Annotated in this window: 29 protein-coding genes and 2 pseudogenes; all 31 read left to right on the forward strand. The window is 43.2% G+C overall.

Translation table 11 applies throughout. The features are described 5' to 3' along the window. Window positions 1-227 precede the first annotated feature (227 nt). The 31 genes and pseudogenes from ACHBIF_RS04150 to ACHBIF_RS04300 all read left to right on the forward strand — a co-directional run bounded on the left by ACHBIF_RS04150 (window position 228) and on the right by ACHBIF_RS04300 (window position 25,765). A complete protein-coding gene (locus ACHBIF_RS04150) occupies window positions 228-1,076 on the forward strand; it encodes an SPFH domain-containing protein (RefSeq protein ID WP_394718868.1) in 849 nt (282 codons plus the stop codon). A gap of 5 nt (window positions 1,077-1,081) precedes the next feature. Then, complete coding sequence (locus ACHBIF_RS04155; protein ID WP_394718870.1) at window positions 1,082-1,222, forward strand: hypothetical protein; 141 nt, start codon at window positions 1,082-1,084, stop codon at window positions 1,220-1,222. Then, the gene (locus ACHBIF_RS04160) at window positions 1,191-1,439 is read left to right on the forward strand and encodes a hypothetical protein (RefSeq protein ID WP_394718872.1); all 249 of its coding nucleotides are present in this window, start codon (window positions 1,191-1,193) and stop codon (window positions 1,437-1,439) included. The genes ACHBIF_RS04155 and ACHBIF_RS04160 overlap by 32 nt, the downstream gene beginning before the upstream one ends. Continuing rightward, entirely contained in the window at window positions 1,411-1,875 is a 465-nt protein-coding gene (locus ACHBIF_RS04165; RefSeq protein WP_394718874.1) for a hypothetical protein, read from the forward strand. The genes ACHBIF_RS04160 and ACHBIF_RS04165 overlap by 29 nt, the downstream gene beginning before the upstream one ends. A 109-nt stretch (window positions 1,876-1,984) precedes the next feature. Further along, window positions 1,985-2,527 (forward strand): site-specific integrase, encoded by a 543-nt coding sequence (locus ACHBIF_RS04170; protein ID WP_394718876.1) that lies wholly within the window; start codon window positions 1,985-1,987, stop codon window positions 2,525-2,527. A gap of 171 nt (window positions 2,528-2,698) precedes the next feature. Next, window positions 2,699-2,911, forward strand: coding sequence for a hypothetical protein (locus ACHBIF_RS04175; RefSeq protein WP_394718878.1), 213 nt, complete (start codon window positions 2,699-2,701; stop codon window positions 2,909-2,911). Between the two features lie 89 nt (window positions 2,912-3,000). Beyond that, entirely contained in the window at window positions 3,001-3,333 is a 333-nt protein-coding gene (locus ACHBIF_RS04180; RefSeq protein WP_394718880.1) for an HNH endonuclease, read from the forward strand. 110 nt (window positions 3,334-3,443) lie between these two features. Beyond that, the gene (locus ACHBIF_RS04185; RefSeq protein ID WP_044675115.1) at window positions 3,444-3,833 is read left to right on the forward strand and encodes a P27 family phage terminase small subunit; all 390 of its coding nucleotides are present in this window, start codon (window positions 3,444-3,446) and stop codon (window positions 3,831-3,833) included. Further along, window positions 3,826-5,601 carry a terminase large subunit gene (locus ACHBIF_RS04190; protein WP_394718882.1) on the forward strand — a complete coding sequence of 592 codons (1,776 nt, stop codon included), beginning with the start codon at window positions 3,826-3,828 and terminating at the stop codon, window positions 5,599-5,601. The genes ACHBIF_RS04185 and ACHBIF_RS04190 overlap by 8 nt, the downstream gene beginning before the upstream one ends. A 22-nt stretch (window positions 5,602-5,623) precedes the next feature. Beyond that, on the forward strand, window positions 5,624-6,826 hold the full coding sequence (locus ACHBIF_RS04195) for a phage portal protein (protein WP_394718884.1): 1,203 nt from the start codon (window positions 5,624-5,626) through the stop codon (window positions 6,824-6,826). After that, window positions 6,813-7,391: an HK97 family phage prohead protease gene (locus ACHBIF_RS04200; RefSeq protein ID WP_394718886.1), complete on the forward strand. Its 579-nt coding sequence runs from the start codon at window positions 6,813-6,815 to the stop codon at window positions 7,389-7,391. Before ACHBIF_RS04195 ends, ACHBIF_RS04200 begins: the two co-directional genes overlap by 14 nt. Beyond that, the gene (locus ACHBIF_RS04205) at window positions 7,388-8,554 is read left to right on the forward strand and encodes a phage major capsid protein (RefSeq protein WP_394718888.1); all 1,167 of its coding nucleotides are present in this window, start codon (window positions 7,388-7,390) and stop codon (window positions 8,552-8,554) included. Before ACHBIF_RS04200 ends, ACHBIF_RS04205 begins: the two co-directional genes overlap by 4 nt. Before the next feature lie 11 nt (window positions 8,555-8,565). Then, the gene (locus ACHBIF_RS04210; RefSeq protein ID WP_394718890.1) at window positions 8,566-8,859 is read left to right on the forward strand and encodes a hypothetical protein; all 294 of its coding nucleotides are present in this window, start codon (window positions 8,566-8,568) and stop codon (window positions 8,857-8,859) included. 2 nt (window positions 8,860-8,861) lie between these two features. After that, a complete protein-coding gene (locus ACHBIF_RS04215; protein ID WP_394718892.1) occupies window positions 8,862-9,143 on the forward strand; it encodes a hypothetical protein in 282 nt (93 codons plus the stop codon). Further along, window positions 9,130-9,429 carry a phage head closure protein gene (locus tag ACHBIF_RS04220; RefSeq protein ID WP_394718894.1) on the forward strand — a complete coding sequence of 100 codons (300 nt, stop codon included), beginning with the start codon at window positions 9,130-9,132 and terminating at the stop codon, window positions 9,427-9,429. The genes ACHBIF_RS04215 and ACHBIF_RS04220 overlap by 14 nt, the downstream gene beginning before the upstream one ends. After that, window positions 9,426-9,779 (forward strand): HK97 gp10 family phage protein, encoded by a 354-nt coding sequence (locus ACHBIF_RS04225; RefSeq protein ID WP_024390627.1) that lies wholly within the window; start codon window positions 9,426-9,428, stop codon window positions 9,777-9,779. Before ACHBIF_RS04220 ends, ACHBIF_RS04225 begins: the two co-directional genes overlap by 4 nt. Further along, entirely contained in the window at window positions 9,776-10,099 is a 324-nt protein-coding gene (locus tag ACHBIF_RS04230; protein ID WP_024402334.1) for a hypothetical protein, read from the forward strand. Before ACHBIF_RS04225 ends, ACHBIF_RS04230 begins: the two co-directional genes overlap by 4 nt. A 12-nt stretch (window positions 10,100-10,111) precedes the next feature. Next, window positions 10,112-10,687 (forward strand): major tail protein, encoded by a 576-nt coding sequence (locus ACHBIF_RS04235; RefSeq protein WP_394718897.1) that lies wholly within the window; start codon window positions 10,112-10,114, stop codon window positions 10,685-10,687. Between the two features lie 11 nt (window positions 10,688-10,698). Beyond that, complete coding sequence (locus tag ACHBIF_RS04240; protein WP_024402336.1) at window positions 10,699-11,118, forward strand: hypothetical protein; 420 nt, start codon at window positions 10,699-10,701, stop codon at window positions 11,116-11,118. 307 nt (window positions 11,119-11,425) lie between these two features. Beyond that, window positions 11,426-12,143: pseudogene (locus tag ACHBIF_RS04245) on the forward strand (phage tail tape measure protein); the annotation flags it as partial. Window positions 12,144-13,588: 1,445 nt separating this feature from the next. Continuing rightward, window positions 13,589-14,575: pseudogene (locus ACHBIF_RS04250) on the forward strand (phage tail tape measure protein); the annotation flags it as partial. Window positions 14,576-14,577: 2 nt separating this feature from the next. Beyond that, the gene (locus tag ACHBIF_RS04255; RefSeq protein ID WP_394718900.1) at window positions 14,578-15,300 is read left to right on the forward strand and encodes a phage tail protein; all 723 of its coding nucleotides are present in this window, start codon (window positions 14,578-14,580) and stop codon (window positions 15,298-15,300) included. Further along, the gene (locus ACHBIF_RS04260; protein WP_394718902.1) at window positions 15,301-19,539 is read left to right on the forward strand and encodes a phage tail spike protein; all 4,239 of its coding nucleotides are present in this window, start codon (window positions 15,301-15,303) and stop codon (window positions 19,537-19,539) included. A 9-nt stretch (window positions 19,540-19,548) separates the two neighbouring features. Next, on the forward strand, window positions 19,549-19,728 hold the full coding sequence (locus tag ACHBIF_RS04265; RefSeq protein WP_394718904.1) for a hypothetical protein: 180 nt from the start codon (window positions 19,549-19,551) through the stop codon (window positions 19,726-19,728). Beyond that, the gene (locus ACHBIF_RS04270; RefSeq protein ID WP_394718906.1) at window positions 19,725-20,264 is read left to right on the forward strand and encodes a hypothetical protein; all 540 of its coding nucleotides are present in this window, start codon (window positions 19,725-19,727) and stop codon (window positions 20,262-20,264) included. The genes ACHBIF_RS04265 and ACHBIF_RS04270 overlap by 4 nt, the downstream gene beginning before the upstream one ends. Before the next feature lie 4 nt (window positions 20,265-20,268). Then, the gene (locus ACHBIF_RS04275) at window positions 20,269-20,436 is read left to right on the forward strand and encodes a hypothetical protein (protein WP_170243851.1); all 168 of its coding nucleotides are present in this window, start codon (window positions 20,269-20,271) and stop codon (window positions 20,434-20,436) included. A gap of 3 nt (window positions 20,437-20,439) precedes the next feature. Continuing rightward, window positions 20,440-20,718, forward strand: a complete 279-nt coding sequence (locus ACHBIF_RS04280; RefSeq protein WP_172023618.1) for a hypothetical protein — start codon at window positions 20,440-20,442, stop codon at window positions 20,716-20,718. Window position 20,719: 1 nt separating this feature from the next. Then, window positions 20,720-20,962 carry a phage holin gene (locus ACHBIF_RS04285; protein WP_318830662.1) on the forward strand — a complete coding sequence of 81 codons (243 nt, stop codon included), beginning with the start codon at window positions 20,720-20,722 and terminating at the stop codon, window positions 20,960-20,962. Window positions 20,963-21,052: 90 nt separating this feature from the next. Next, on the forward strand, window positions 21,053-21,817 hold the full coding sequence (locus tag ACHBIF_RS04290; RefSeq protein WP_394718909.1) for an SH3 domain-containing protein: 765 nt from the start codon (window positions 21,053-21,055) through the stop codon (window positions 21,815-21,817). 481 nt (window positions 21,818-22,298) lie between these two features. After that, window positions 22,299-24,029 carry an ABC transporter ATP-binding protein gene (locus ACHBIF_RS04295; protein WP_394718911.1) on the forward strand — a complete coding sequence of 577 codons (1,731 nt, stop codon included), beginning with the start codon at window positions 22,299-22,301 and terminating at the stop codon, window positions 24,027-24,029. Next, window positions 24,026-25,765 (forward strand): ABC transporter ATP-binding protein, encoded by a 1,740-nt coding sequence (locus ACHBIF_RS04300; protein WP_394718913.1) that lies wholly within the window; start codon window positions 24,026-24,028, stop codon window positions 25,763-25,765. The genes ACHBIF_RS04295 and ACHBIF_RS04300 overlap by 4 nt, the downstream gene beginning before the upstream one ends. The last annotated feature ends 176 nt before the right edge of the window (window positions 25,766-25,941 follow it).

Here is a 25,941-nt window from a genome sequence, read left to right on the forward strand (position 1 = left end):
CTTACTTGCGACAAGCTACTCTGTGACAGATGTTCCAACAGATTTCACGGCATGGACTTATGCAGAAACCACAATAAAAAAATTACAGGAGGAATTAAATGAGTTTTAATGGAATTAGATTATTACCAGACTATGGATGCAAGGTTGAAATAGATGTAGTCCAGTTACTCAAGGAACGGGCAAACAAAAGAAAATGGAAAAGTAAATAGTAACGGAGGAATAAAACAATGTACGAAAATGAATATCAAGTAACAAAACGTCAGGTAGCAGTGGGTGCTACAATTATTGGACTTATTATTTTTGCAGTATTTTTTAGATTGACTGCGGTTGTAAAAATTCCAGCTAATACAGTCGGTGTCAAAGTCTCTGCTTTTAATGGTGTACAAGAAAAGACTTTACAAACTGGATACCATCTAAAAGTCCCATTTGCTGATAAGGTGTATAAATTACCGACATCAGTTCAGACCAAGACCATGGAAGCTATTACGACACAGACCAAGGATGGTCAGTGGTTGAATACCAATATTGATGTTAAATACAAGGTCAACAAGGCAGAGGCTATGACTGTATTTACCAACTACACAGATCTAGAAAACGTGAGTAACAGCGTTGTCGCTCCAGCTGTACAACGGGCCATTGAATCCGTGACAGGTGAGTATGATATTTACGAAGTACTAGGGTCTAAGCGTACAGAAGTTTATGGCAAGATTGACCAGAAGCTAAAAGAACGGTTCGCAGCTGACAACTTGGAGTTTGTGTCTTTCACTATCACTGACCAAGATGCAGGCGATGAAATAGAAAAAGCTATCAAGGATGAATCCGTTAAGCAGAAACAAGTAGATTCAGCTAAGCAGGATCAAGAGAAAGTTAAAATCGAAGCAGAAACTAAGAAAATCCAAGCTCAAGCTGATGCAGATGCTGAAGTCATTAAGGCTCAAGGGCAAGCAAAAGCCAATGCTGAATTGAATAACTCTATTTCGGATAATTTGATTCGGATGAAAGAAGCTGAAGCACGCTTGGAGCATGGGTGGGTCGAAGTTATTACCCAAGGCGATGTGATTACGAATAAGGAGTAATGTTTATGATTTTACTTGAAATTATTAAATTTTTAGCAGCAATGATTGTGATTGCATTTCTACTTGTCGTGCTAATCGCTATCATCATGGGAGCATGGGAGACTTACCAGAAACATGAACAAAAGAATCAAGAAGAAAAAAGCTAAGCAGGCACGACAGCGGGAACTGGAACAGTTAGAACAGGAACTGGCCAAATTAAGTCCCGAACAACTAGATGGTGCGATAGATTTTATCAACCAGTGTATCACAAATATGGCTGAGATAATCGCTCCAGTCATAATAAAAGCCGTGGATGAGATTAATTCTGTTTTGAGTATGATAATGGAGGAACGACTTGACAAAGAAGACAGCAATCAAGACTAGACGTGATTTTCTTGAGTTTGAACTTGAAGCCAAGTATCTTAAGATTGATAAACTTATCGGACAGCGTCGTCACGAATTAGAAAGGCTATATGCGGTTAAGAACTTAACAATACCAGACATAGACGATTCAGGAGCAAGTAGAAGTGGGACTTCATGCAATACATCCGAGAACCTAGCCATTGCTTACGCTAGTGATCCAATGATTCTAAGGCTTGAAGAATTTCAGAGAGTTATTTCAAAATTATTGGACGTGCTGGAACCTGATGATAAGAAAATATTCCACTTGAGGTGGGGAGAGCATACAGGATATGACTGGATTCAAATTTGGCACATCATGCAGAATGGAGAGACTGGTTATTTATATAGACACAGCAAGCAAATCTACAGAAGACGAGAAGTCATTCTTGACACTCTTGCGAAACTATTATTCATGTAACTTGTCAAAAAAATATATAGAATTGACAGAAACAATCTGATAGATTGATAGTGTCGCTAAGCACCGAGAAATCCTTGGTGCTTTATTTTTTTACGAAAGGAGCAAAGCGATGAATATTGTTGAACCGCTGAGAGATAAAGAAGATATCCAAGCTATGAAAGATTACCTCTTATCTTGGAATGAAAAGTATTACATGCTATTTCTTTTGGGAATCAACACTGGCTTCCGTGTTGGAGATATTCTGAAATTGAAGGTTAAAGATGTTCAAGGCTGGCATATTAAAATTAGGGAACAGAAGACTGGAAAATATAAGAGCATCAAGATGACAAGGCCACTCAAAAATGAATTAAGGGAATTCGTAAAAGATAGAGCCCTGCATGAGTATCTATTTCAAAGTCGAGTTGGTAAGAATAAAGCCCTCAGTTACAAGACAGTATATTGGTTTTTGAAAACAGCAGCTGAAGACTTAGGCATTGATAATGTCGGCACTCATACCATGCGAAAAACATTTGGCTATCATTACTACAAGAAGTACAAAAATGTTGCCGACTTGATGTCATTGTTCAATCATTCTAGCCCAGCAGTTACGCTAATTTATATCTGTGTAAGACAAGATGAACTTGACACTAAGATGAGTAATTTTAGTCTCTAATATTTTTTTGCCTTATTTCAACTATCTATAACGAGGAAGTTTCTAGTTTATTTTTAGGAGGTTGTCCAAAGCCTTGTTTTGATTGATTTTTTGGCATGAAACATAATTGGATAAAATATAAGATATAGATAGTTCAGCAAGGTTACTTTACATAATTTGAAAGGACAGACAATGATAAAAGAATATCGTGATAAATACCTTAATGAAGATGCAGTAGCACAATTAAACCTAGATATTTTAAATAACCCGTATGTGCCATTTGAAATATTAGGTTATTCTCGTGTCACTATTGATAGACCGATTGATTGCATATCTACTGGTATTCTAGTTAAGTGGGGACAGGGATTTAAGGAAAACAGTTCATCTTGTCAAAAAAACATATAGAATTGACAAAGCGAACCTGATATATTGGTAACATGAGTAAGAGGGACAGGTCGTTGACTTGTCCTTTTTGCATTGACAAGGAGGAACGTATGGCACAATATTACAAGCCAGTCAGACAATCCTTGAAGACAAAGAAGTGGGAAAAGTTTCGAGACAAGATGATGAGGAAGTCTGACTACCTGTGTCAAGAAAGTTTGAGATACGGTTTGTCGGTGCCAGCTGAAATGATTCATCACATCTTTCCTGTGTCTGAATATCCTGAGCTTGAGTTTGTAGAATGGAATTGTTTAGCGTTGACCAATCGAAAACATAATACATTTCATGATAGAGTTAATGACAGAGTTGTCGGTCAGGGAATTTATTGGCAAAAAAAGAGAAAGAAGGAATTTCAAAAATTTTATGGATACCCCCCCACTTTTTGAAATATTCTTGAGCGTCCTGGGAACCGGTGAAGGGAACTTTTTCCAAGTCGGGAGCCGTCAGACAAAAAGGGGGTAAAAACTCAGCGATTTTGTAGAAAGGGGGTTAGTTTTTGGCTAAACCAATTACAGTGAAATCAATCAAGTCAAAAGTGGTCAAGCAGATGAAAGACTTGGGCACCTATCGAAAAGAATTTGAAATGATCATTGATATATTTGCTGGAATGTTGTTTCAGTACCAGAAACTAGCTCAAGACTATGCTGATATGGGCTATCCTGTCACAGATGTCTATGTTAACAAGGCTGGTGCTGAGAATGAGAGGAAAGTTCCAATCTTGACTGCAATGGAAATACTCAGGAAAGACATCTTGAGCTATTCGAATCAACTTATGCTTAACCCAAAATCACTGGGTGAGGTGGTCGAGCAGGACAAAGGCTCACCACTCACAGAGGTTATGAAGTTCAAGAATGAATTGAAAAAGAAGCGGGTGAAAGATGGATAAAGACTTTGAAAAACGTTTTTCCGATTTTCGCCACGCTACAACCAATCTTGGAAAAGCTAAAGCCTATGTTGATTATGTCCTGAGCTATCAAGAGGAACATAACGAAGAACGGATTTTGGCTGCTGAACGCTTTTTGAGGGATTTGGAAAATCCAGCCTATGAACTTGATGAGGATATCGTGGATTTTGCTGTTCACTTCATCGAGAACTCAATTGTTCATCAGCAAGGAGATGATATGTTTGCCATGTCTATCCGTAACAAGCCTTTGATTTTGCAACCGTGGCAACATTTCACGGTTGTTAATCTCTTTGGGTTCTATCACGCTGGGACAAATGAGCGTAGGTTCAAGGAAGCGTTGATAATGCTGGCACGGAAAAACGGTAAGACCAGTTTTACTGCTGCTATTGCTCTGCTTTATCAGATTTTGGATGCTGATAGTGGTTCAAAATGCTACATTGTGGCAAATTCAGTCAAGCAGGCACTTGAAGCTTTCAACTTCATCAAGTTCAATGTGGAACGTTGGAATGATAAGTCTATCCGTATCAAGGACAACAACCAGGAACACTCTATCACAGCAAATTTTGGAGATGATGGTTCGTTTTATATACAGGCATTGGCCAATGATGAGAGCCGTTTAGACTCTCTGAATGGGAATGTTACTGTTATTGACGAAGCTCATACCATGCGAAACTCCAAAAAGTATGGTCTCATGAAGAAAACAATGTCGGCATACCGTAACAGTATGCTTTTTGTTATCTCTACGGCTGGGGATATTCCAACAGGATTCCTTGCTAACAGGCTGAAATACTGTCAGAAGGTCCTCAAGCAGTTAATCAGCGATGAATCGTTGTTCATTTTCATCTGCAAAGCTAATCAGACGACTGATGGCGATGTTGGAGACTATCTGGATGACAATGTTTTGAAGATGGCCAATCCGTCCTGGGGTGTCACGGTGTCCATGCCTGCTTTGAGAGCTGAGGCTGAACAAGCCATGAATGATCCACAGACAAGGAATGAGTTTTTCAACAAGACTTTGAATGTCTTTACTAACTCTATGAATGCTTATTTCAATCCTGATGAGTTCATTGCTAGTGACGATTGTTATGATTGGAGCTTGGAAGAGCTGGCACGCTTGCCGATTAAGTGGTACGGTGGGGCGGACTTGTCCCGCTTGCATGACTTGACCGCTGCTGCACTCTACGGCATCTACAATGACGGTGAGAAAGACATTGACATCTGTATTACTCACGCTTTCTTCCCTCGTGTCAACGCTCAGAAGAAAGCCAATGATGACGGCATACCGCTTTTTGGTTGGCAGTCGGACGGTTGGTTGACAATGAGCAACACTCCAACGGTGCTTTATGATGATATCGTCAAATGGTTTATCGAGATGAGACAGAAAGGCTTCAAGATTGCTGCTGTCGGTATGGATAGAAAGTTTGGTCGTGAGTTTTTGAGCAAAATGAAAAAGGCTAAATTCAAGATGATTGACCAGCCACAGCTTTTCTATCTGAAATCAGAAGGGTTCAGACGGATTGAGTTTAAGGTCAAGAACAAGGAGTTTTATTATCTGCATTCTGAGGCCTATGAATACTGTGTCAGCAATGTCAGAGCGATTGAGAAGGTGGACGATGCGGTGCAATACGAAAAATTAGACGGTGACGGTGGTACGGCAAGGATTGACTTGTTTGATGCAAGCGTCTTTGCTTGCATTCAGGCTCTTGCTAATCTTGGCAAGAACCAGAATGTGATGCAATTCTTTGATTAGGTTAGAAAGGAGGTGAGAAAGAATGGGTTTCTTTGATAGGTTACGTAAGAGGAGTAAGCCGCAGTCAACTGTGAGTATGCTTAGTCATTCGGATTTTGGAATCATCTTTGAGGGTGATGGTTATGTGCCTTTGGCTAGGAATCCTGATGTGATATTAGCTGTAAATAAGATTGCTGATATGGTGTCGAATATGACCATACATCTGATGGAAAACACAGACAAGGGTGATATTCGTATCAAGGACGGATTGGCTCGGAAGATTGACATCAATCCTTGTGCTCACATGACCAGGAAGACTTGGATTTTCAAGATTGTGCGTGACTTGTTGTTATATGGTGACGGTAATTCTGTCCTTCATGTTGAATATGATCCTGTGACAGACTATATTTTGAACTTGAGGCCCTTCCCGATGGATGAGGTCTCTTTTAAGTCCAATGATTTAGACTATGTAATTTGCTACAAGGGTAGGGAATACGAGCCTGATGATGTTGTCCACTTTGCAATCAACCCTGATCCAGATAGCCCTTATGTCGGAACAGGGTATCGATTGGCTTTGAAGGACATTGTTGGCAACTTGAATTTGGCTACTCAGACCAAAAAAGGTTTCATGAATGGCAAGAATATCCCAAGTCTGATTGTGAAAGTTGATTCATCCGATGCAGAACTTTCAAGTGAGGAAGGACGAGACAGAATTGCTAAGAAGTATCTTTCTACTAGCCAGGCAGGAGCTCCTTGGATAATTCCTGAAGCTTTGATTGATGTGCAACAGGTCAAGCCATTAAGCTTGAAAGACATTGCTTTGAATGAATCGGTTGAGATTGACAAGAAGACAGTGGCTGGGCTTTTGGGAGTGCCAGCTTTTATCCTTGGTGTTGGAGACTTCAACAAGGAAGAATACAACAACTTTGTCAATACCACGGTCATGAGCATTGCTACGACGATCACTCAGACATTGACAAGAGATTTGTTGGTATCTAGCAATCGTTATTTCAAGTTCAATCCCCGGTCGCTCTATTCTTACGACATTACAGAGTTGTCAACTGTTGCTCAACAGATGACAAACAGTGCCGCTATGCGTCGGAACGAGTGGAGAGATTGGGTTGGCATGACTCCTGATCCTGAAATGGATGACATCATTGTTCTTGAAAACTATCTGCCACAGGGTGAGTTAGGCAATCAGAGCAAATTAAACAAGGAAGGAGGAAATACCGATGCAGAAACGTAAGGCTTACATAGCCACACAATTTCAAACTCGTGAGGAACAAGAGTCTGGCGATTTGATTTTGAGTGGCTACTTTATCAAGTTTGATGAAGAGACTGAACTTTGGCCTGGTTATTTTGAAGTGATTAAGCGTGAGGGTGTTGAGAAGGCTATTAAAGATGCCGACATCCGTGCTTTATTTAACCATGACCATAATTTGGTGCTTGGTCGGACTGGAAATGACACAGTGCGGCTCGGTGTTGATGATGTTGGTCTGTTTGGCGATATTATCATCAACAAGGATGACCCACAAGCGGTCGGTGCTTATGCTCGTGTTAAACGTAGGGATGTGATTGGTTGTAGTTTCGGCTTTTTCCCAATCAAAATCAACACAGAAGAGCGTGATGACGGTTCTTACCTGGACACTATCTTGGATCTTGAAATCTTTGAAGTTAGTCTTTGTACTTTCCCAGCATATCCACAGACGGAAATCGCTGCACGTCAGAAGGACTTTGAATGTCTACTACGTGCAAATCGTGAAATGCTTGATAAGCGTAAAAAAGAAATAAAGGAGAAATTTAAGCTATGAATAAAGCTCTAATTTTTGGTGCTCGTATGCGAGCTAAAGCTACGAAAGTAGTTGAACTTGAAGAGTCCATCAAGGACTTGCAGAAACGTACTGCTCTTGAAGCAGATAAGTTGGAACGTGCTGAGACTGAGGAAGAAGTGTCAGCTGTTGAGAAAACTCTTGAAGAACTTCAAGCAGAACTGGAATCTAAAGAAGCTGAAAAAGCTGAATTGGAGAAGGAAATTGAGGACCTTCAAAAGCAAATCGATGAACAAAACCGCAAAACCCCTACTTATGAAGGAGGCGAAGACCGTGGAGGTAAGAAGAAAATGGAAAAACGTGAAGCAGTTGTCGCTTATGTCCGCTCTATTGGGCAGAAGCGTGAGGGAGTTAAGACAACAGATGTAGGTGCTATCATTCCTAAAGAAGTCTTGCAACCACAAAAAGAACCTGAGCGTCAGAATCCGTTGCTTAATCTCATCCATGTGGTGAAGGTGTCAAGCGGCTCGGGGTCATATCCTGTTCTCAAAAAGTCTAATCGTAAGATGGTTGAAGTTGGGGAACTTGAAGAAAACCCAGAACTTGGTAAAACTAAGATCACTGAAGTTGATTACAAAATCAAGACTTATCGTGGCGAACTACCACTCTCTCGTGAAGCTATTGAGGACGCTCAATATGACCTTATCGGTATCATGCAGGAAGATATCCAAGATCAAGATGAGCAAACAAAATTGGCCCTTGTTGCAGACATCTTGAAAACTGCTACCGTTGTCAACGCTTCTGGATATGACGGCCTTAAAGACATTTTGAATGTCAAAATCAAATCAGTCTACAACAAGGTCCTTGTCGTTACAGACTCAATGTTCAATGCTTTGGATAAAGTCAAAGACAAAGAAGGTCGCTATATGCTGCAACCAGACATCACATCACCTACAGGCTACTCATTCTCAGGCAAGCCTATCTATCCTATCGCTGACGAGCTGTTCGGTTCAGAAGGCGATATGAAATATTTTATCGGGGATATTCATTACTTCTTGACATTGTTTGATCGTATGGAGCTCTCAGTTCAGTGGGAAGATAATCATCGTTTCGGCAAGAACCTTGCTTCATACCTACGTTTTGATGTTAAGAAGACTGATGCTGATGCAGGTGTGTTTGGTACTTACACCGATGCCGTTCAGTAAGGAGGTAGTCAATGGCTTACAAAGTTATCCGTCCTTTCAAGGACTTGACAGACCCAAATAAACATGATTACGCTTTGGATGAAACCTACCCTCGTGCTGGTCACAAACCTTCGGATGATTTCATCCAAGGTTTGCTGACTGGCTCAAATTCAGCTGGGTCAATCTTTTTGACTACAGTTGATGAGGTTCCAGAAGTGGATGGAACTGCCAATGATGAAGTAGAGCTTCCAGAAGGTGACAAGCCTGCTGATGAACCAGTAGATAAACCAAAGCGGAAACGTACCACTAAGAAAGCAGAGGAATAGTCATGGACACTGATCAGCTATTAGAACTGCTTAAACTGAAGCTAGGCATTTCAACCAATCACAGGGATAAGCCGTTGGAGAAAATTCTTGATGCCGTCATTTCTGAATTGTCGCAGACTTTCGGTATTGAATTGGATTCTAAAAGAGCTGATCATGAGATGTTTGTGGTTGATTTTGCTGCTTATCGCTACGAGGGTGGGGTGGATATGCCACGTCACCTTCAATGGCGATTACATAATCTGCAAGTTTCGTCAAAAGGAGTGACAAGCAATGTGGAATCATGAAATCACTCTGATAGCAAAGAGCATCACTAGGAAAGACAAGTTGAAACAGAACATCACTGAGGAAGTAAAGACTCTTCTACTGTGTCGCAAGAAGTCAATTACCAGGTCAGAGTTTTACCAAGCCAATCAGGCAGGTATTCGTCCAAGTCTAGTAGTTGATATTCGCAGTTTTGAATACGACAATCAAGAATTGGCCGAATTCGAAGGGAAGAGATACCGCATCATCAAGACCTATCCTGTTGACCTTGAAATCCTTGAATTAACCTTGACGGAGAAGCTATCATGAGTAAGGACTTAGCCAATGAGATTGCTAAAGCTTTAGCTGAGTATTCGTCTGAGATAGAAGATGAAGTTGACCTTATTGCTGAAGATGTGGCCAGTGAAGCTGTGGACGAACTGAAAGTGACTAGTCCTAAAAGGTATGGAAAGTATGCTAGGAATTGGCGGTTTAAAAAGAACGCCAAAGGGTCGTATGTGGTCCATAACGCTGCACCAACTTACCGACTTACTCACTTACTAGAAAACAGTCATTTGTTACGGAATGGCGGTCGTAGTAAAGCACAACCTCATATCAAACCTGTCGAGGAAAAGGTCAAAGAAAACTTTGAAAAACGGATTAAGGAGCTTGGTCGATGAAGCTATCAGAATTTGCAGATATTTTGGAACAGGCGGGGTTGCCTGTAACCTATCGAGCATATCAAGAGGGGAATGTCCCTGATATGCCTTACCTTGTGTATTTTGAATCTAATCCTATTGTCAATTCTGCTGACAATACAAGGAACCATGAGATTAAGTCAGTGGTTGTTGAGTTGGCATTTGAGAGAAAGGATGAGGATTTGGAGGAGCGTTTGGAAGAGCTATGGTCTAACCATGAGCTCTTTTTTGAAGCTCAAGAAGAAACTTTTATTGAGACTGAAAGGCTTTATGTCAAGCCTTATACAGTCTATCTCTACTAGAGGAGGAATGACATGGAAAATAAAGTGACCTATGGTCTGAAAAATGTACACGTTGCCCCAATTACTAGCATCAGTGCTGAGACAGGGGTGATAACTTACGGAGAGATTTTCCGTTTCCCTGGTGCAATGGAAATCACCCTTGAACCGAAAGGGGAATCAGGTGCTATTCAAGCAGATGATATTGATTATCACTTCATGAATGCCAATGAAGGGTATGAGGGTAAATGGAAAGTACCTCACATCATTGATCAATTTGCCACAAAAATTCTCGGTGAGATTAAAGATACCGAGACAGGTGTATTGACAGAAAAGGGCGATGCCGAGCCAACACCGTTTGCCTTGATGTTTGAATTTTCAGGGGACAAGAACAAGACCCGACATGTGTTCTACTACTGTTCTGCTAGCCGTCCAGCAACTGGCTCTAAGACAAAGAGCGGTACAAGTGTCAATGAGCGAGAATTGACTTTCAATGCTAGCCCACGTCCGCTTGATACTGTAGTGAAACGCTCGGTCACTTCGGCAGACAAAAAAGAAGTCTATGACAATTGGTTCAAGAAAGTTTATGAGCCAGATGCTGTTGGTGGATAAGGAGGTCTTGCATGCGTAAAATCATTCCGATTGGTGATCAGGAGTATGAATTGGCCACAAATGGCTACACTCCGATTGCTTACAAGGAAGAGTTTGGTAAGGACTATTTCCAGGATCTATTTTCAATGCTGAATAGTCAAGCACTCTTGTCTAAACTTGATAAGTTGGAACCTGGTCAGGAATTACAAGCAAGTGACATTGATATGTCGGCCCTTGCTGACTTTGATATGACTTTCTTCAACCGTCTTTTCTGGACCTTTGCCAAGTCTGCCAACCCTCGTATCAAGCCTTATGCTCAATTCTTCATGGAAATGGAAGAGTTCCCTGTCCAAGAAATCGGACAAGACCTGATGGAAATGTTGAATGCGAGTATGCAAACAAAAAAGAAACAGACTCGTCAGAATCTGCAAGCGATGAAATCTTTACAGTAGAATCCTATCTCTCTTGTTGCAAGGAGACAGGTTTATCCATTGATGACTTGAAGCATATTTCAATCGGAATGGCTCTTGATTATCAGACGGATTATGTGAATTTACGCAGTAAAGACAAGGGTGGCGAAAGAAAAGCTACTCAAGAAGATTTTGACAACTTTTAGGAAATTAGCAGTGCTGAGAGAGTGATTCTAAGGTCAAGTTCCCTGTAATAAGTGGACTTTCGGTCATAGATGAGCTTGTAAGCTCTGCTATTTTTCGTTTGAGGTGGGTGGGGCGGCAATCTTCAAAAGAAAGGAGGAAATAAATGGCAAGTAACATCAAAGGGATTAAGATTGAAATCGATGGCGACACGCAACCCTTGCAGAAGGCTCTGAAAGATGTCAACAAAAATGCTACTGAAGCAACCAAGGAACTGAGACAGATTGATAAGGCCTTGAAGTTTGATACTGGCAATGTAACCTTGCTGACCCAGAAACAGGAAGTCTTACAACAGCAGGTATCAAATACTAAGGAGAAGCTTGAAACTCTGAGACAAGCTCAAGCACAGGTTGAGAAGCAATTCCAGAATGGAGATATTGGAGCTGATCAGTACCGTGCTTTCCAACGTGAACTGGAAACTACTCAAAATGTCCTCAAGGGTTATGAGAATAAGCTTGAAAATGTCAATAGAGCTCTGGGCAATAATGGTCAAGCTGTAGAAACTAATGTCAGCCAACTGAACAACCTACAGAGTGAGCAAAGTCAGTTAGCATCCGAAATGGATAAAGTGACTAGTGCTTTCAAACTACAAGAGAGTGAGCTCGGTCAAAACGCTTCCGAGTCTGAAAAAGTCGCCCTGGCTCAGAAGAAGATTGCTGCTCAATCCGAAATTGTGGAAAAACAAATCTCGAATCTTGAGAAACAACTGTCCTTGACCAAAAAAGAGTATGGTGAAAACTCAACGGAAGCTAACAAGATGGAAGCTGAGTTAAACCAGGCTAAGACAGCTCTCAATAATCTCAATGATGAGATGAATGAAACTAAGTCGGCTGCAAACGGTGCTCAGGACGGACTTGAGGGAATGACAAAAATTGCAAGAGCGGAAGCCTTGCAAAACGTCAGCGAAAAACTAAGCGCTGTTTCAGATAAGTTGCTTGAAGTTGGCACAGATGCCATGGAGGCAGCTGCTCAGGTTCAGGCAAGCAATGCTCAATTTCGTACCGTATTTGGCGATATGGAAAGTCAGGCAAGACAGTCTCTAAACGCTATTGGCGATGAGATGGACATTGTTCCTGAACGACTGCAAGGCTCATTTACTCAAATGGCATCCTTTGCTAAGACATCAGGAATGGAAACTGCTGACGCTCTTGATTTGACTACTCGAGCAACAAGAGCAGCTGCAGACGGGGCAGCCTTCTATGATAAGTCAATAGAGGAAGTCACAGAAAACCTTCAGTCTTTTTTGAAAGGCAATTATGAGAATGATGCTGCATTAGGCATTTCAGCAACAGAGACTACTCGTAATGCTGCTGCTAACAAACTCTATGGAAAATCCTTCAATGAACTATCTGAAGCTCAGAAACAGCTGACACTTCTTCAAATGGTGGAAGACGGGAATGCACTTTCGGGGGCACTTGGTCAGGCTGCAAGGGAATCAGACGGGCTTGAGAACGTTTTGGGGAACTTGAAACAGTCAGGCACCAATGCCCTTGCTGCAATCGGTCAGCCAATCCTTGAAATGCTCATTCCAGTGTTTCAGTCATTAGCAGATATTGTTAATAATGTAGCAACTTGGTTTACCAATTTATCCCCGACAATTAAGAATGTTGTTGTATTTATTGGAATGCTTGTCGTGGCTGTAGGTACTCTACTGCCAATTATTTTAGCCGTAGTTTCTGGATTCCAGTTACTTATGGGAGGTTTAGCAGGACTATCCGTGGGGATCCTGCCACTGATAGGGATTATTGCCGGTGTAATAGCCGGCATAGTTCTCTTAGTAGTAGCAATCAAGGAGCTATGGCAAAACAATGAAGGTTTCAGGAATGCTGTTACAGAGATTTGGACAAGTATCCAAGATTTCATCTCCAATGCTATCCAAGCTATCACTACTGTTATTCAGACAGTTTGGGGGGCTTTGACAGAATGGTGGACTACTAACCAGGATACCATTTATCAAACAGCCAGCACTATCTGGAATGCCATCTCCACAGTGATAGGTACAATCATTCAAACCGTCAGTACAATAGTTCAGACAGTTTGGGGCATTCTGACAGAGTGGTGGGCAACCAATCAAGATACCATTTTGACAACTGCTAGTAGTGTTTGGACCATGCTATCAGAATTAGTCACTATGGTGGTTAATGCTGTTAATACAGTTGTTCAAACAGTATTCGGAGGATTGGTAGCCTGGTGGGACACCAATCATGCTTGGATCATGGACATTGTGAATACGGTATGGACAACAGTTCAAACTTCAATCAGTACAGCTATCCAAACTGTCACAGACTTTGTCATGTCAATCTTTGGAGGATTGGTAGCCTGGTGGAATGAGAATCAAGCCCTTATCCAGAGTACAGCTGAAATAATCTGGACAGGCATATCGGCAATCATTGGAACAGTGATCAATGTCATCACAAGTGTTATCCAAACAGCAATGGAGTATCTTGGTCCGTACATTCAAGCTGCATGGACTAACATTCAGACTATCATTTCAACAGTCTGGAACGTTATTACGACTGTTGTCCAAACGGCAATTGCTGTAGTTCAAGGAATTATCACAGCTGTTATGCAAGCTATCAATGGCGATTGGTCTGGTGTCTGGACGACAATTCAGAACACAATGTCTACTGTTTGGAATGCCATGCAGTCCATAGTGTCTTCAATCATATCAGCGATATCAAGCGTCATTTCATCAACGTGGCAAGGTATCTCAGGAACCGTCAGCAATATCTTGAACGGGATATCAAGTACAGTTTCTAACATCTGGAATGGTATCAAGAATAGTATTTCCAATGCCATCAACGGTGCAAGAGATGCTGTCTCAAATGCCATCAACGCTATCAAGGGTTTGTTCAACTTTCAAATCCGTTGGCCACACATTCCTTTGCCACATTTTAGTATCTCTGGCTCAGCTAACCCTTTGGATTGGTTGAAAGGTGGAGTGCCGAAAATCGGTATTGAATGGTATGCCAAGGGTGGTATTTTGACCAAGCCAACGGCATTTGGCATGAACGGTAATAATCTTATGGTTGGTGGTGAGGCAGGCAACGAAGCTATCTTACCGCTTAATGATAAGACGCTCGGAGCCATTGGTCGTGGTATCGCTCAGACAATGGGAGGTAGCACACCAACCATCAACATCACTATCACAGGCAATGTTGTCCGTGAAGAAGCTGATATCACGAAGATTGCCAATCAAGTTGCTCAGCTTATTGCCGATGAGCTGCAGCGTAAAACACAATTGAGAGGAGGTTAAACATGATTAGACATAATGAATTGGTGATTGACGGTGTGAAGACATCGTCTTTTCCTTTCAAAGTGATTGTGCATGAGTCCCCTTCTGTCACGTTGGGAGAAAGCAAGACTAACCTGTTGGAGCATGACGGTATAAGTGGAGCGATTGTGCAGACCAACAAGCACCGCAGGTTGATTGAAAAATCTTACACAATCTATCTTGTTAAGCCAACAGAGGAACAATTAAATAAGTTTATGAGCTTGTTCATCCGCGAGAAGTTTTGGTTTGAGAATGAGCGTGTGAAGACTACAAAGCTTTGGTGCTACAAGGTCAGTGTCACGGATGTCGAACAAGAGAAACCTGGTCTTTATGTGACCAAGGCGACTTTTACTTGTCACCCTACTAAGTTTTTTAAGACCACAGATACCCAGATTTTGACCGGGAATGGGGTGTTGAGGGTGCAAGGGTCAGCTTTGGCATTTCCTAAGATAACAGTAGTCGGTCAGAGCGCTGCTGAGACATCGTTTACGATTGGCAGTCAAGTCATTAAGCTTGAAAAGCTCTCAGAATCGCTTGTGATGATCAATGATCCTGACAATCCTAGCTTTAAGACGGTTACTGGCAAGCTCATCAAGTGGTCTGGCGATTTCATCACAATTGACACAGCTAATGGACAGAATGTTGGTGTGGTTTTAGGACCAGGCATAACGTCATTAAAATTTGAAACAGTTTGGGGGTGGGCATAGTTGCTTCATTTACTTGATAAGAATGTCAAGACAGTCAAATGGAATGGTATTCCATTGCATGAAGCGAGCTCTGCTATTGTCAAAGAAGAAGTCAACGGTGATTTTATTTTGACTGTCCGCTATCCTATCACGGACATAGGTATCTATCAACTTATCAAAGAGGATATGCTGATAAAGGCTCCAACCCCTGTCCTCGGTCCACAGCTTTTTAGGATTAAAAAGCCTGTAGAAAATGATGATAGTCTGGACATTACAGCCTATCATATCACTGATGATATTATGCAGCGGTCAATCAGGTCTGTGAGTGTGGTTGGGCAAGGCTGTGCTTTGGCTCTCTCTCAAATGGTCCAAAATGCCAAGACGGATCTTGGGACTTTTTCGTTTACAAGCGACATCATGGACAGTCGGACCTTTAATACGACCGAGACGGAGACTCTTTACTCAGTCTTACTGGACGGCAAGCACAGCATTGTTGGTACGTGGGAAGGTGAACTTGTTCGTGATAACTTTGCCATGTCAATTAAGCGTAGCCGTGGTGCTGATCGTGGAGTAGTTATCACAACGCATAAAAACCTCAAGTCTTATCAACGGACCAAGAACTCTCAAAGCGTGGTCACTAGGATACACGCTAAGTCAACTTTTAAGGCTGAAGGTGCTGAGGAAGAAACAACCATCACCGTGACAGTTGATAGTCCACTTATCGGAAATTATCCATACATCAACGAAAAAGATTATGAGAATAATAACGCTAAGACAGTGGATGAGCTGAGGAAATGGGCTGAAGCTAAGTTTAAGAACGAGGGTATTGATAAGATATCCGATGCCATTGAGATTGAGGCTTATGAGCTAGATGGTCAAGTTATCCATCTGGGCGATACAGTCAACATCAAGAGCAAGAAGCACAGCGTTGATATTTACAAGAAGGCTATCGCTTATGAATTCAACGCTTTGACAGAAGAGTACATCTCTATCACGTTTGATGATAAGCCTGGGGTTGGAGGCTCTGGTGTATCTAGTGGTGTGTCTAATGCTGCTGATGTGATTTTAGGAGTAAATGCAAACGCTCAAGAAGTAGCCATTGAACGAGCTGTCAGAAATGCCAACCAAGCTTTTGATGCTGAATTTGATAAACGGGTCGAGTCAATACACGACGGAATCGAGCAGGCGAAGGCTGATGCGGAGCTGTATGCTGACACTATTAAACAGAATATTGATGCGGAAATCGCCCAAGTCAACCAATCCATGCAAGCTCAATCCGAGGAGCATGACAGACAGGTAGCGGATATTTTGTCCAGGACTCAGTCTGTCGAAGAGCTCGCGAATCAAGCCCAAACGGATGCAGCAAGTGCTATTACGCAAGCGTTGCAGTCAAAAGACGAAGCTATCGCAGATGCAAGAGCGCAGGTTGCGACGGTTAACCAGGCACTAAACACTGTAAGGGCTGACTTGCAAAACCAAGCTAAAGCTCAAAGCAATTTAACGAATCGTGTGACGACTGTTGAGAATATTGCCAATGGTACTAAAACGACCGTTTCAGAACTATCCAAGACGGTTGATAAAACTACGAATGATATCGCTAGCGTTACCGATAGAACCAAAGTCGTTGAAGATGGTTTGGCGGGAACGAAGGTTGATTTATCTTTAGTTAAAATCAACGCAGAGGAGACACAGCAGAATCTTGCAACATACAAGACCACTGTTGATAGAAAACTGGAGGAATTGACTACAAGCACGCAATCGCTTGATGGAAAAATCAGCACGGCTAGCGCTAAAGTTGATACCGTGGCTGGTCAAATTCGGACGGAATTAACTCGAGTTGAGGGTAAAATTCCGACTGCCTTAGGTGGGCGGAACTATATTCTTAAGAGTGATGTCTATGCGACATCAGGCAGTAGGTATTTTGATACCTCTCCAGAGTTCATTGACTACGCATATTCAGGGAAATATGTGACCATTAGCTTGGACATCAAGGGCGAGAATCTTGTACCTGATTCAAGAGGACTATCCCGTATTGGGTGCGAGTTGCGACTAAATCTGTCAGACGGTAAAGTCTTGTATCTCCAGTGCCAAAAAATCGTATCAGGAACGCAACCGAGGGAACGAATTTCGGTTACGCGAAAAATTCCTGAGGGAGTTTCAGTTGTAAGTGCGAACAAAGTGAACATGTATGTCCAAGTTGGTGGTACTGCATTAGCTGGTCGTCCAAAATTCGAACTGTCGTCTATCCCCACTGACTGGTCACCAGCTCCAGAGGATATCAATTCGGAGTTAAGCTCTACTAAGACCTTAATTACTCAGACCGCCGAAGGGCAGACTCAACTATCCAATCGCTTGACAACGACCCAGGATAAGGTCTCTACTGCCGAAACTAAAATCAATCAATTGATTAGGGACGTATCCAGCAAAGTATCTCAGACCGATTACAACACGCTGACTGGTCGTGTAGATAGTGCAGAGACAGCGATTACGCAAAATGCGACTGAGATTAGCAAGCGATTGACAAGCTCGCAGGTTGAATCTGCTATCACCGGAAAAGGCTACCAGACGAAGGCACAGGTGGATAATAATATCACAGGTCGTGGTTATATTACAAGTAGTGCATTGCAACCTTATGCCTTGGCTACAACAGTCCAAAACCTCGTCAGAGAGACTGCGGATAGTTTTAGCCGGACGATAAGTGAGACTAAAGCGCTGATTCCGACTGAAGTTGGTGGGAGAAACTACCTACTTAATTCCAAAACAGAAATAAGTGGGGGAGGGGCCGGTAAAGTAATCTCACTTTCTCCAGAACTGCTTGACAATTTGAATAAAATAAAATCAGTTACAATATCATGTGATGTCGAGGGTACCAATGTTGCCACCAAGAATTCACGAAAAAGGTTCGGACTGGCTTGCTCAGTTGAGATAAACGGCATAGTTAATTATTGGGAAGTTTGGCAAGCTGAAGATACAATCAAGAAGCGAATTAGTCAGACATTCACTGTCCCTGAAGGTAAAAGTATTACAAAATTTTATTCTCCAGTATTATGGATACAGGCAGATGGTGATATCAAAGTAAGTAATCCTAAAATCGAATTTGGTGTTTTGCCAACAGACTGGTCTCCAGCTCCTGAAGACCTGGCCACCGTCACAGCCTTACATAATGTCACAGACACGGTCGATAGTCACACTCGTACTATCGGTGCTGTCGGCACAGCGGGAAGTATCTTAGACAATGTCAGCAAGGTTACTCAGACTGCAGCAGGATTGGTCCAGGAGGTTTCTGGCACTAATGGGCTTAAGACACAGGTCAGTCAACTAGCAGGCTCTTGGGCTGTAAAAAACCTGACTAGCTCAGGCACTGTGCTCAATCAGCTCAACCTAAACAAAGATGGGTCGGTCAAGATTGATGGTAAGTTAGTGCAGATCACTGGTACAACTTACATCCAAGACGGTGTGATTACATCTGCTAAGATTGCTGGCTTAGACGCTGGCAAGATTACTACTGGTACGCTGGATGCTGCACGGATAGCGGTTAATAGTATCGATGGTAGTAAGATGGTCTTTGACCAAGCCTTTGTCAATAAAATGACCGCAAATGAGGCCTATTTGGAACAGATATTTGCTAAGGACGCTTTTATCACGCAGGTGCAGGCTGTGACCTTGTCGGCTAGTAAGATTGCTGGTGGAGTTTTGACAGCGACGAATGAAGCGATGCAGATGGATTTGAATAATGCTAACATCTCATTTAATACAAATGCTGCAATTAATTTTAATTCGGCTAATAATGCACTAGTACGCAGACGCGGAACACACACAGCGTTTTTGCACTTTAACGATGTGGCATCTTCCTCTGACGCAAATGCTGGCGGTGTGTATGCAGGGCTAGGCGTGACTTCGTCTGGTGATGGTATTAACTCAGAATCTTCTGGTCGCTTCTCGGGCATCCGAATTTTTCGGAGTGCTATCGGGTATAATCATAATCCTACACTCGACCACGTTGAGATTTATGGAGACACGATATATTTTAAAGATGCTTTTAACGAAAGCAGGGGATATGTGTTCAAAACATTTAAAACGGTCAACCAAACAATCGACATGAATCTGTACATTAATGCGATCAAAGCTATTGCACACTGCTTAAACCATTTGAGGTCAAATAACTGGGATTGGAAATTGCCAAACTTACGAAATGCTATATCAGGCCTGATGGACAGTTATATTAACAAAACTGATTTTTACAACAAATTACAAGTCTAGGAGGAAAATATGCACGAAAATATCAAATCAAAACTAGCCATACAGATTGCTCAATTGTCCTTGGATAAAGCAACGGTGGAAGCGCAATTAGAAGAAAGCCAGCAGACCATTGCTAGTCTGCAGGCGCAGGTTGCTGACTTAACCCAGCAACTGGACGAGGCTACTAAACCAGAGGAGGTATCTGAATGAGAGCCTGGAAAGTGATAGGGAAGTATCCGTTTTTATCCGACGGAGAAATCACACATACAGAAATCGCTATTGCATCAACAACAGGAAGTTACGCAACCTATACCGAGAAAGTAGTCGGCAATCATATGGACAAGACCGAAAATGAATTGGTCGAATTGGCCCGTGAAGCTCACTTTAAGTCTGAGTACGCTGACCGTGCTATGGCTGAATCGGTGCAGAAGATTGAAGAGATGGAAGCTGTTGTAAAATCAGCTAAGCGTTTTATGACTGAATCCGCTGAGAAATTTGAGGCCATGCAGTCTGTCCAGGAAGACCTAATTGAGCGCCTGAGCAAGGCTGAGGAAGAGCGGAACAGCCGATTCCAAGCGGTTGAGGATAAATTTAGGATTCTGAATGGTTCTGTAATGGAAATGCTGACAGAGTTCTATGCTAGCTTTGAAGAAGGCGAGGTCCCAGAAGATGAAAGTATTGAAAACCTTGATACAGTCGACGGTAGCGACAATCCTACCGATAACACAAATACAGAAACGGAGTAATAAAATGATGGTAATGTTAATGGCGATGAATATTGTAGATGAGCACTTTGATTTTGCATTTAAGGATGTTCCACGCATCTTTAAGAAGAAAGTCAAGGCCCAGTTGGAATTGATGGGACACCCTGAACTTGCAGATGAGAATGTGGTGAACTATATTCCGAAAGGAGAGTAGTGAATGCACATTAAACCAGAGCATGTATATGCTTTGGTCGGATTTGTGTCCACAGTCGTCGGATTGTGGACCAATTTTTCGGCCAAAATCACAAAGCAGGAAAACCGCATCACAATCCTAGAAAAAGACATCGAAAACCTCAAGGAATTTAAAGAGAGCGCTAATCGCCGACTTGATAATCATGACGAGCAGAACAAGGCTATCTTGGTCCTTGCGGAGCAGGTCAAAAGTCTGGGTGACGATGTGCGGGAACTAAAACGCATTATACTGAAGGAGAATTGATATGCATAAAATAAATTGGGGCGTTCGATTACGAAACGCGACATTTTGGTGGACCTTGGTGCCATTGATTGTACTATTGGCACAGCAATTAGGTTTTAGCTGGGTTCCGAAAGATTGGGAGACCACTTTTGGCACAATCATGTCCATTTTGACTGTGGTCGGTGTCATCAATGACCCAACGACAAACGGGATTGCTGATAGCAAACAGGCCCTAGGCTACTACGAGCCGAAGGTGGAGCGATGAAAGTAGTCAAGGCAATATTTGTAGTAGTGGCGCTAGTTGTTTTAGCACCTATTGCCTTTGTGATTTATCCGTTTTTGGAGGAGGAAGAAGATGACAACAGTAAATGATGTAGTAAGCTATTCCCTTTCTTTAGTCGGCCGTAAGGTCACTGTGCCAACTAATCCCTACGGTGGACAGTGTGTGGCTCTTATTGACCATATCATGCAACATTTGACGGGTGGTAAGTTGAATATGGCCTATACCAACGCCAAGGATTGCCTGGTCAGGGCTAAGAAGCTGGGATTGCCTGTGGTTTATAATGACACAAGCAAGCCTGATTTAATCCCGCAGGCTGGTGATTTCTTTGTCATGCAGTTTGGGGCTAATGACCCTTTTGGCCATATCGGTGTGTGTATCTCTGCTAATGTGAATGGTATGACTACTGTTGAGCAGAATATCGACGGCTATTCTGACCACAATCGAAACGGTATCAATGACCAGTTGGAGATTGGTGGCGGTGGTATTACTCGCAAGCATCAGCGAGACTATAGCAATGTTATTGGTTGGTTTAGATTAAATTATTCTAGTCAATCTACAGCGCCGAAACCTGCCACAGGGAGCAAACGCTATAAAGAAACTGGTGTGTTTACGGTAACGGTTGATTCTATCAATGTCCGTCGTGCGCCAAACACATCTGGACAGATTGTGGCAACCTACAAAAAAGGTCAATCAATCAAGTATGATGAAGTTGTTGTAGATTTTGACGGCTTTGTATGGATTTCATACATTGGCGGTAGTGGAATACGCAATTATGTGGCCACTGGAGAAACTAAAGACGCTAAACGTTTCGGCCCTGCTTGGGGTACATTTAAATAGATTTTTAGCCCAGCGTTTGCTGGGCTTTTTTTGTTTGCCGAAATACAGTAAAATACAGTAACGAGGTAGCTAAGGCTACCGCCCCAAATCTGCCCCAAATTATTTTCAAAGTTTGCCGAATTTAACTTGACGGAAAAACAAAAAGCCTAATTTTACGGGCTTTGCATTCGGTTAATTCTTTCTAATTCAGGCGCTAAAAGGTGGCAACTAGCATATAGTTGACAAACGGTCCGGATGGGTCGTTTTTTTACCTAAAATACCTTGACAAGTCAATATATTTTGATAAAATAAGTGGTAGAATAAGGAAAGGAGTACTACAATGAACAATACAGTATTTATCACAAAACAAACTGTTTTTCATAAACCACTCCTTTTTAAGCAACTATAATAGTCTATTTGAACGGACTTGAGGGAGCCTAGGCGGAGTGTGTCGTCTAGGCTTTTTTGCGTGCTTAGAAAGGTTTTAAGATAAGGGAGATATATGTTCAGCTTAATTTTTGATTATGTCAAGCGGCACAAGTGGCTCTACTTGCTGATCGCTGTGACCTTGATTATTTACGACGCCACGCTCTTGGTGCCGACCCAGATTATCCAAAGAATGGTCGACACCCTGGCGTCTAATGGCTTGACCGAGAAAATGTTGGTCCAGGATATGACCCTGCTCTTCCTGGTGACCCTGGTCAACTATGCTACAGCCTTCATTTGGCATCTCAAGCTTTTTCAGTCTTCTATCAATTTCAAATTTGACATGCAGCAGCGAGCCTTCCGAAAAATGGTTGTCATGCGGACGCCCTTCTATGAGAAGTTTCGCTCTGGGGATATCATGACCCGCTTTTCAACGGACGTGGACGGGCTGATGGAAATGGTTGGCTACGGGATCATGATTGTGGTCTATGCAGGAGGCATGTTTGCCTTTGTCATTCCATATATGTTTATCATCGACTGGAAGACTTCTCTGGTGGCTCTGCTTCCTATGCTGGCTATGACTGCGGCTATCTTTTTCATCGGTCGCAAGCAGGATGAGGCCATTGAGGCCAACCGGGAGGCCGTCGCCCAGCTCAATAATGAGGTTCTGGAAGTCGTAGAAGGTATTCGGGTCACACGCGCCTACAGCAAGAAGGCCACTCAGAAGGTCAAGTTTCAGGAGCGGACACGGGAGCTTGCCAAGGGTGGAGACCGGATTACCTCCCTCCAGTCCCTCTACAATCCCTTGGCTACTGTGGCTTTGGGCTTGTCCACTATTTTGGTCCTGGTCATGGGGACAGTAGCTGTCAAGTCCGGTCAACTGTCTATCGGCCAGGTCATCGCCCTCCAGCTCTACGTTGGTTCACTTCTCGAGCCTTTCTGGATACTGTCGGATTTCATCTTAGTCTACCAGACCGGCAAGACCTCATTTGAAAAGCTGCAGGAGCTGATTGATACAGGGGATGATTTGGAAGTTGATGGTTTTGGGGAAATAGCAGAGCTGTCCAGTCTGGCTTTTGAAGGGTACAGCTTTAGCTATCCACAGGCAGACCGGCCGAGTTTGCAGGACATCCATTGGACCCTGAAAAGAGGGCAGACAGTCGGTATCGTTGGTAAAACAGGGTCAGGCAAGACCACTCTGGTCCGCCAATTCCTCCGTCAATATCCAGTCGGTCAAGGCAGTTTTACAATAAATGGCCAATCAGTTCAGGACTTTAAACGCGCATCGATTGAGGAAAAAATTGGCTACGTTCCCCAAGAACATATCCTCTTTTCCAAATCAGTTGGCGAAAACATTGCTTTAGGCAAGCTAGATAGCAGTCCTGAGGACATTCAGAGAGCCATTGCCACAGCAGCCTTTACCAAGGACTTGGAGCGGATGAGTGACGGTCTGGACACCATGATTGGTGAGCGGGGCGTGTCCATTTCTGGCGGCCAGAAGCAACGGATTTCCATTGCGCGGGCCTTTCTGCGAAAACCAGACCTGCTGATCCTGGATGATTCCCTGTCGGCAGTAGATGCTCGTACAGAACGCCAGATTATTGAAAATATCCAAAAAGAACGGGTGGGTAAAACCAATGTCATCGTTACCCATCGCCTGTCGGCTGTTAACCATGCAGACTGGGTGCTGGTTCTGGATGAGGGCCGCATCGTTGAAGAGGGCCGTCCAGCAGATTTGCTGGCGCAAGGTGGCTGGTACTTTGAGCAATATCAGCGACAACAAAGCCAGGAAGGAGGAGAGGAATGAAGATTTTAGGATTTTTATTGCGACAAATCAAGCAGGTCAAATGGCTATTTGCCATTGCGGTAGCCTTCTATCTCCTTGCTTCTACCATGGTGCGTTTGGCACCGCTCATTATTCAGCAGGCTATTGACGGTCCCTTGACGGATTTGAGCAAGGGGCTGCCCTTTGATCAGGCTGCTTTTTTGACCAAGGCTAGTCAGTATATGGGGATGACGGTCATCGGTGGTCTGGGCTTTTATCTATCCATGCGCCTGCTTATGCACTGTGCCAATCGGATTGCGGAGCTTTTGCGAAATCAGGCCTACGATGTCATGCAGCGCCTGCCTATTTCCTACTTTGATGACAAACCAGCAGGTAAGATTGCGACTCGGATTGTCAATGATACCGAGACCCTGCGCAACCAGTTCTATGGGACCCTGGTCTACGCCTTTAATAACCTCATCCGTCTGGCATTTACCTACGGTGTCCTCTTTTACATGAATGCCACCCTGGGCTGGCTCATGCTGGTCTTGATTCCACTCTATATCGCTATCCAGTATGCCTATAAGCGGATGACAGACAAACCCATGAAGGACTTTTATGATGCCAGGAGTGATGTCAATACCCAGGTCAATGAAACCATGAACGGGGCTAGTCTGATCCAGCTTTTCGGTCAGGAAGAGGCAGTCATGGAAGAGTTTGAGGCAACGGCAGACAAGATGCGACGGGCCGATAACCGAATTATCTGGGCCCAATCCTTGGCGACCTGGAACCTGAGTGGTTTCCTGCAAAACTTGGTGGTCACTGGTATTCTTACGGTGGTTGGCTATCAGTTTCTCAAGGGCCAGCCGGGGGTTAGTCCAGGCAAGCTCTTTGTCTATGTCAACTATATTGAGGGAATTTTTATTGCCCTGGGTTCCTTGGTACAGCAATTTCCAAATATGCTGCGGTCCTTTGAAACGGGCAAGCGTTTGAAGGCCCTCTTGGAAGAAGAGACGGAGCCAGATAGAGAAGAGGTCTTGCAGGTGACTGATGGTCAAGTCATATTTGATCATGTCCAGTTTGCCTATGAAGAAGGCAAGGCAATCTTGAAGGATATCTCTATCCAGGCGGACAAGGGACAGACAGTAGCTCTGGTGGGCCATACTGGTTCGGGTAAGACGTCGATTATGAACCTACTCTATCGCTTTTACGATCCCCAGGTTGGGCGGGTCTTGATTGATGGTCAGGATATTCGAGACTATTCTCGCGAAAGCCTGCGCAGCCATATGGGGATTGTCCTGCAAGATCCTTATCTCTTTACGGGAACCATTGCCAGCAATGTGGCCATGGATGTGGACCAAATGGACCGGGAGCGCGTGCGCCAGGCTCTGGAAAAGGTTGGAGCTGGGCCGATGTTGGATCGTCTGGAAAAGGGAATCGATGAGCCTGTTGTCGAAAAAGGTTCGGCCTTCTCCAGTGGAGAACGGCAGTTGATTGCCTTTGCCCGGACCCTTTATTCTGACCCTAAGATTCTGATCCTGGATGAGGCGACTTCTCACATTGATACGGAGACTGAGGAAATCATCCAGCATGCCATGGAAGTGGTCAAGGAGGGACGGACAACCTTTATCATCGCCCACCGCCTGTCGACCATTCAAAATGCAGACCAGATTCTGGTCCTGGACCAAGGTCGCATCATTGAACAAGGCCGTCATGATGACTTGGTCGCTCTAGGTGGTGTCTATGCCCAGATGCAGGCTATTCAGTCTAAAGTCTAGTGTTTATAAATCTCTTGAATCTCAGTCTACGGGCTGGGATTTTCTTTGTTTCTATCTATAATACTCAATGAAAATGTCCATGGTTGAACTCTGTCGTGCCCTTCTTTCAAGGCGATAGGCTGAAAATTTCCCCCGAAACTCTTCACTCACCAAGGCTGTTGACAATGGATAGATTT

This window comes from Streptococcus sp. A11, assembly GCF_043674225.1.
GTDB classification, from domain to species: Bacteria; Bacillota; Bacilli; order Lactobacillales; family Streptococcaceae; genus Streptococcus; species Streptococcus suis_V.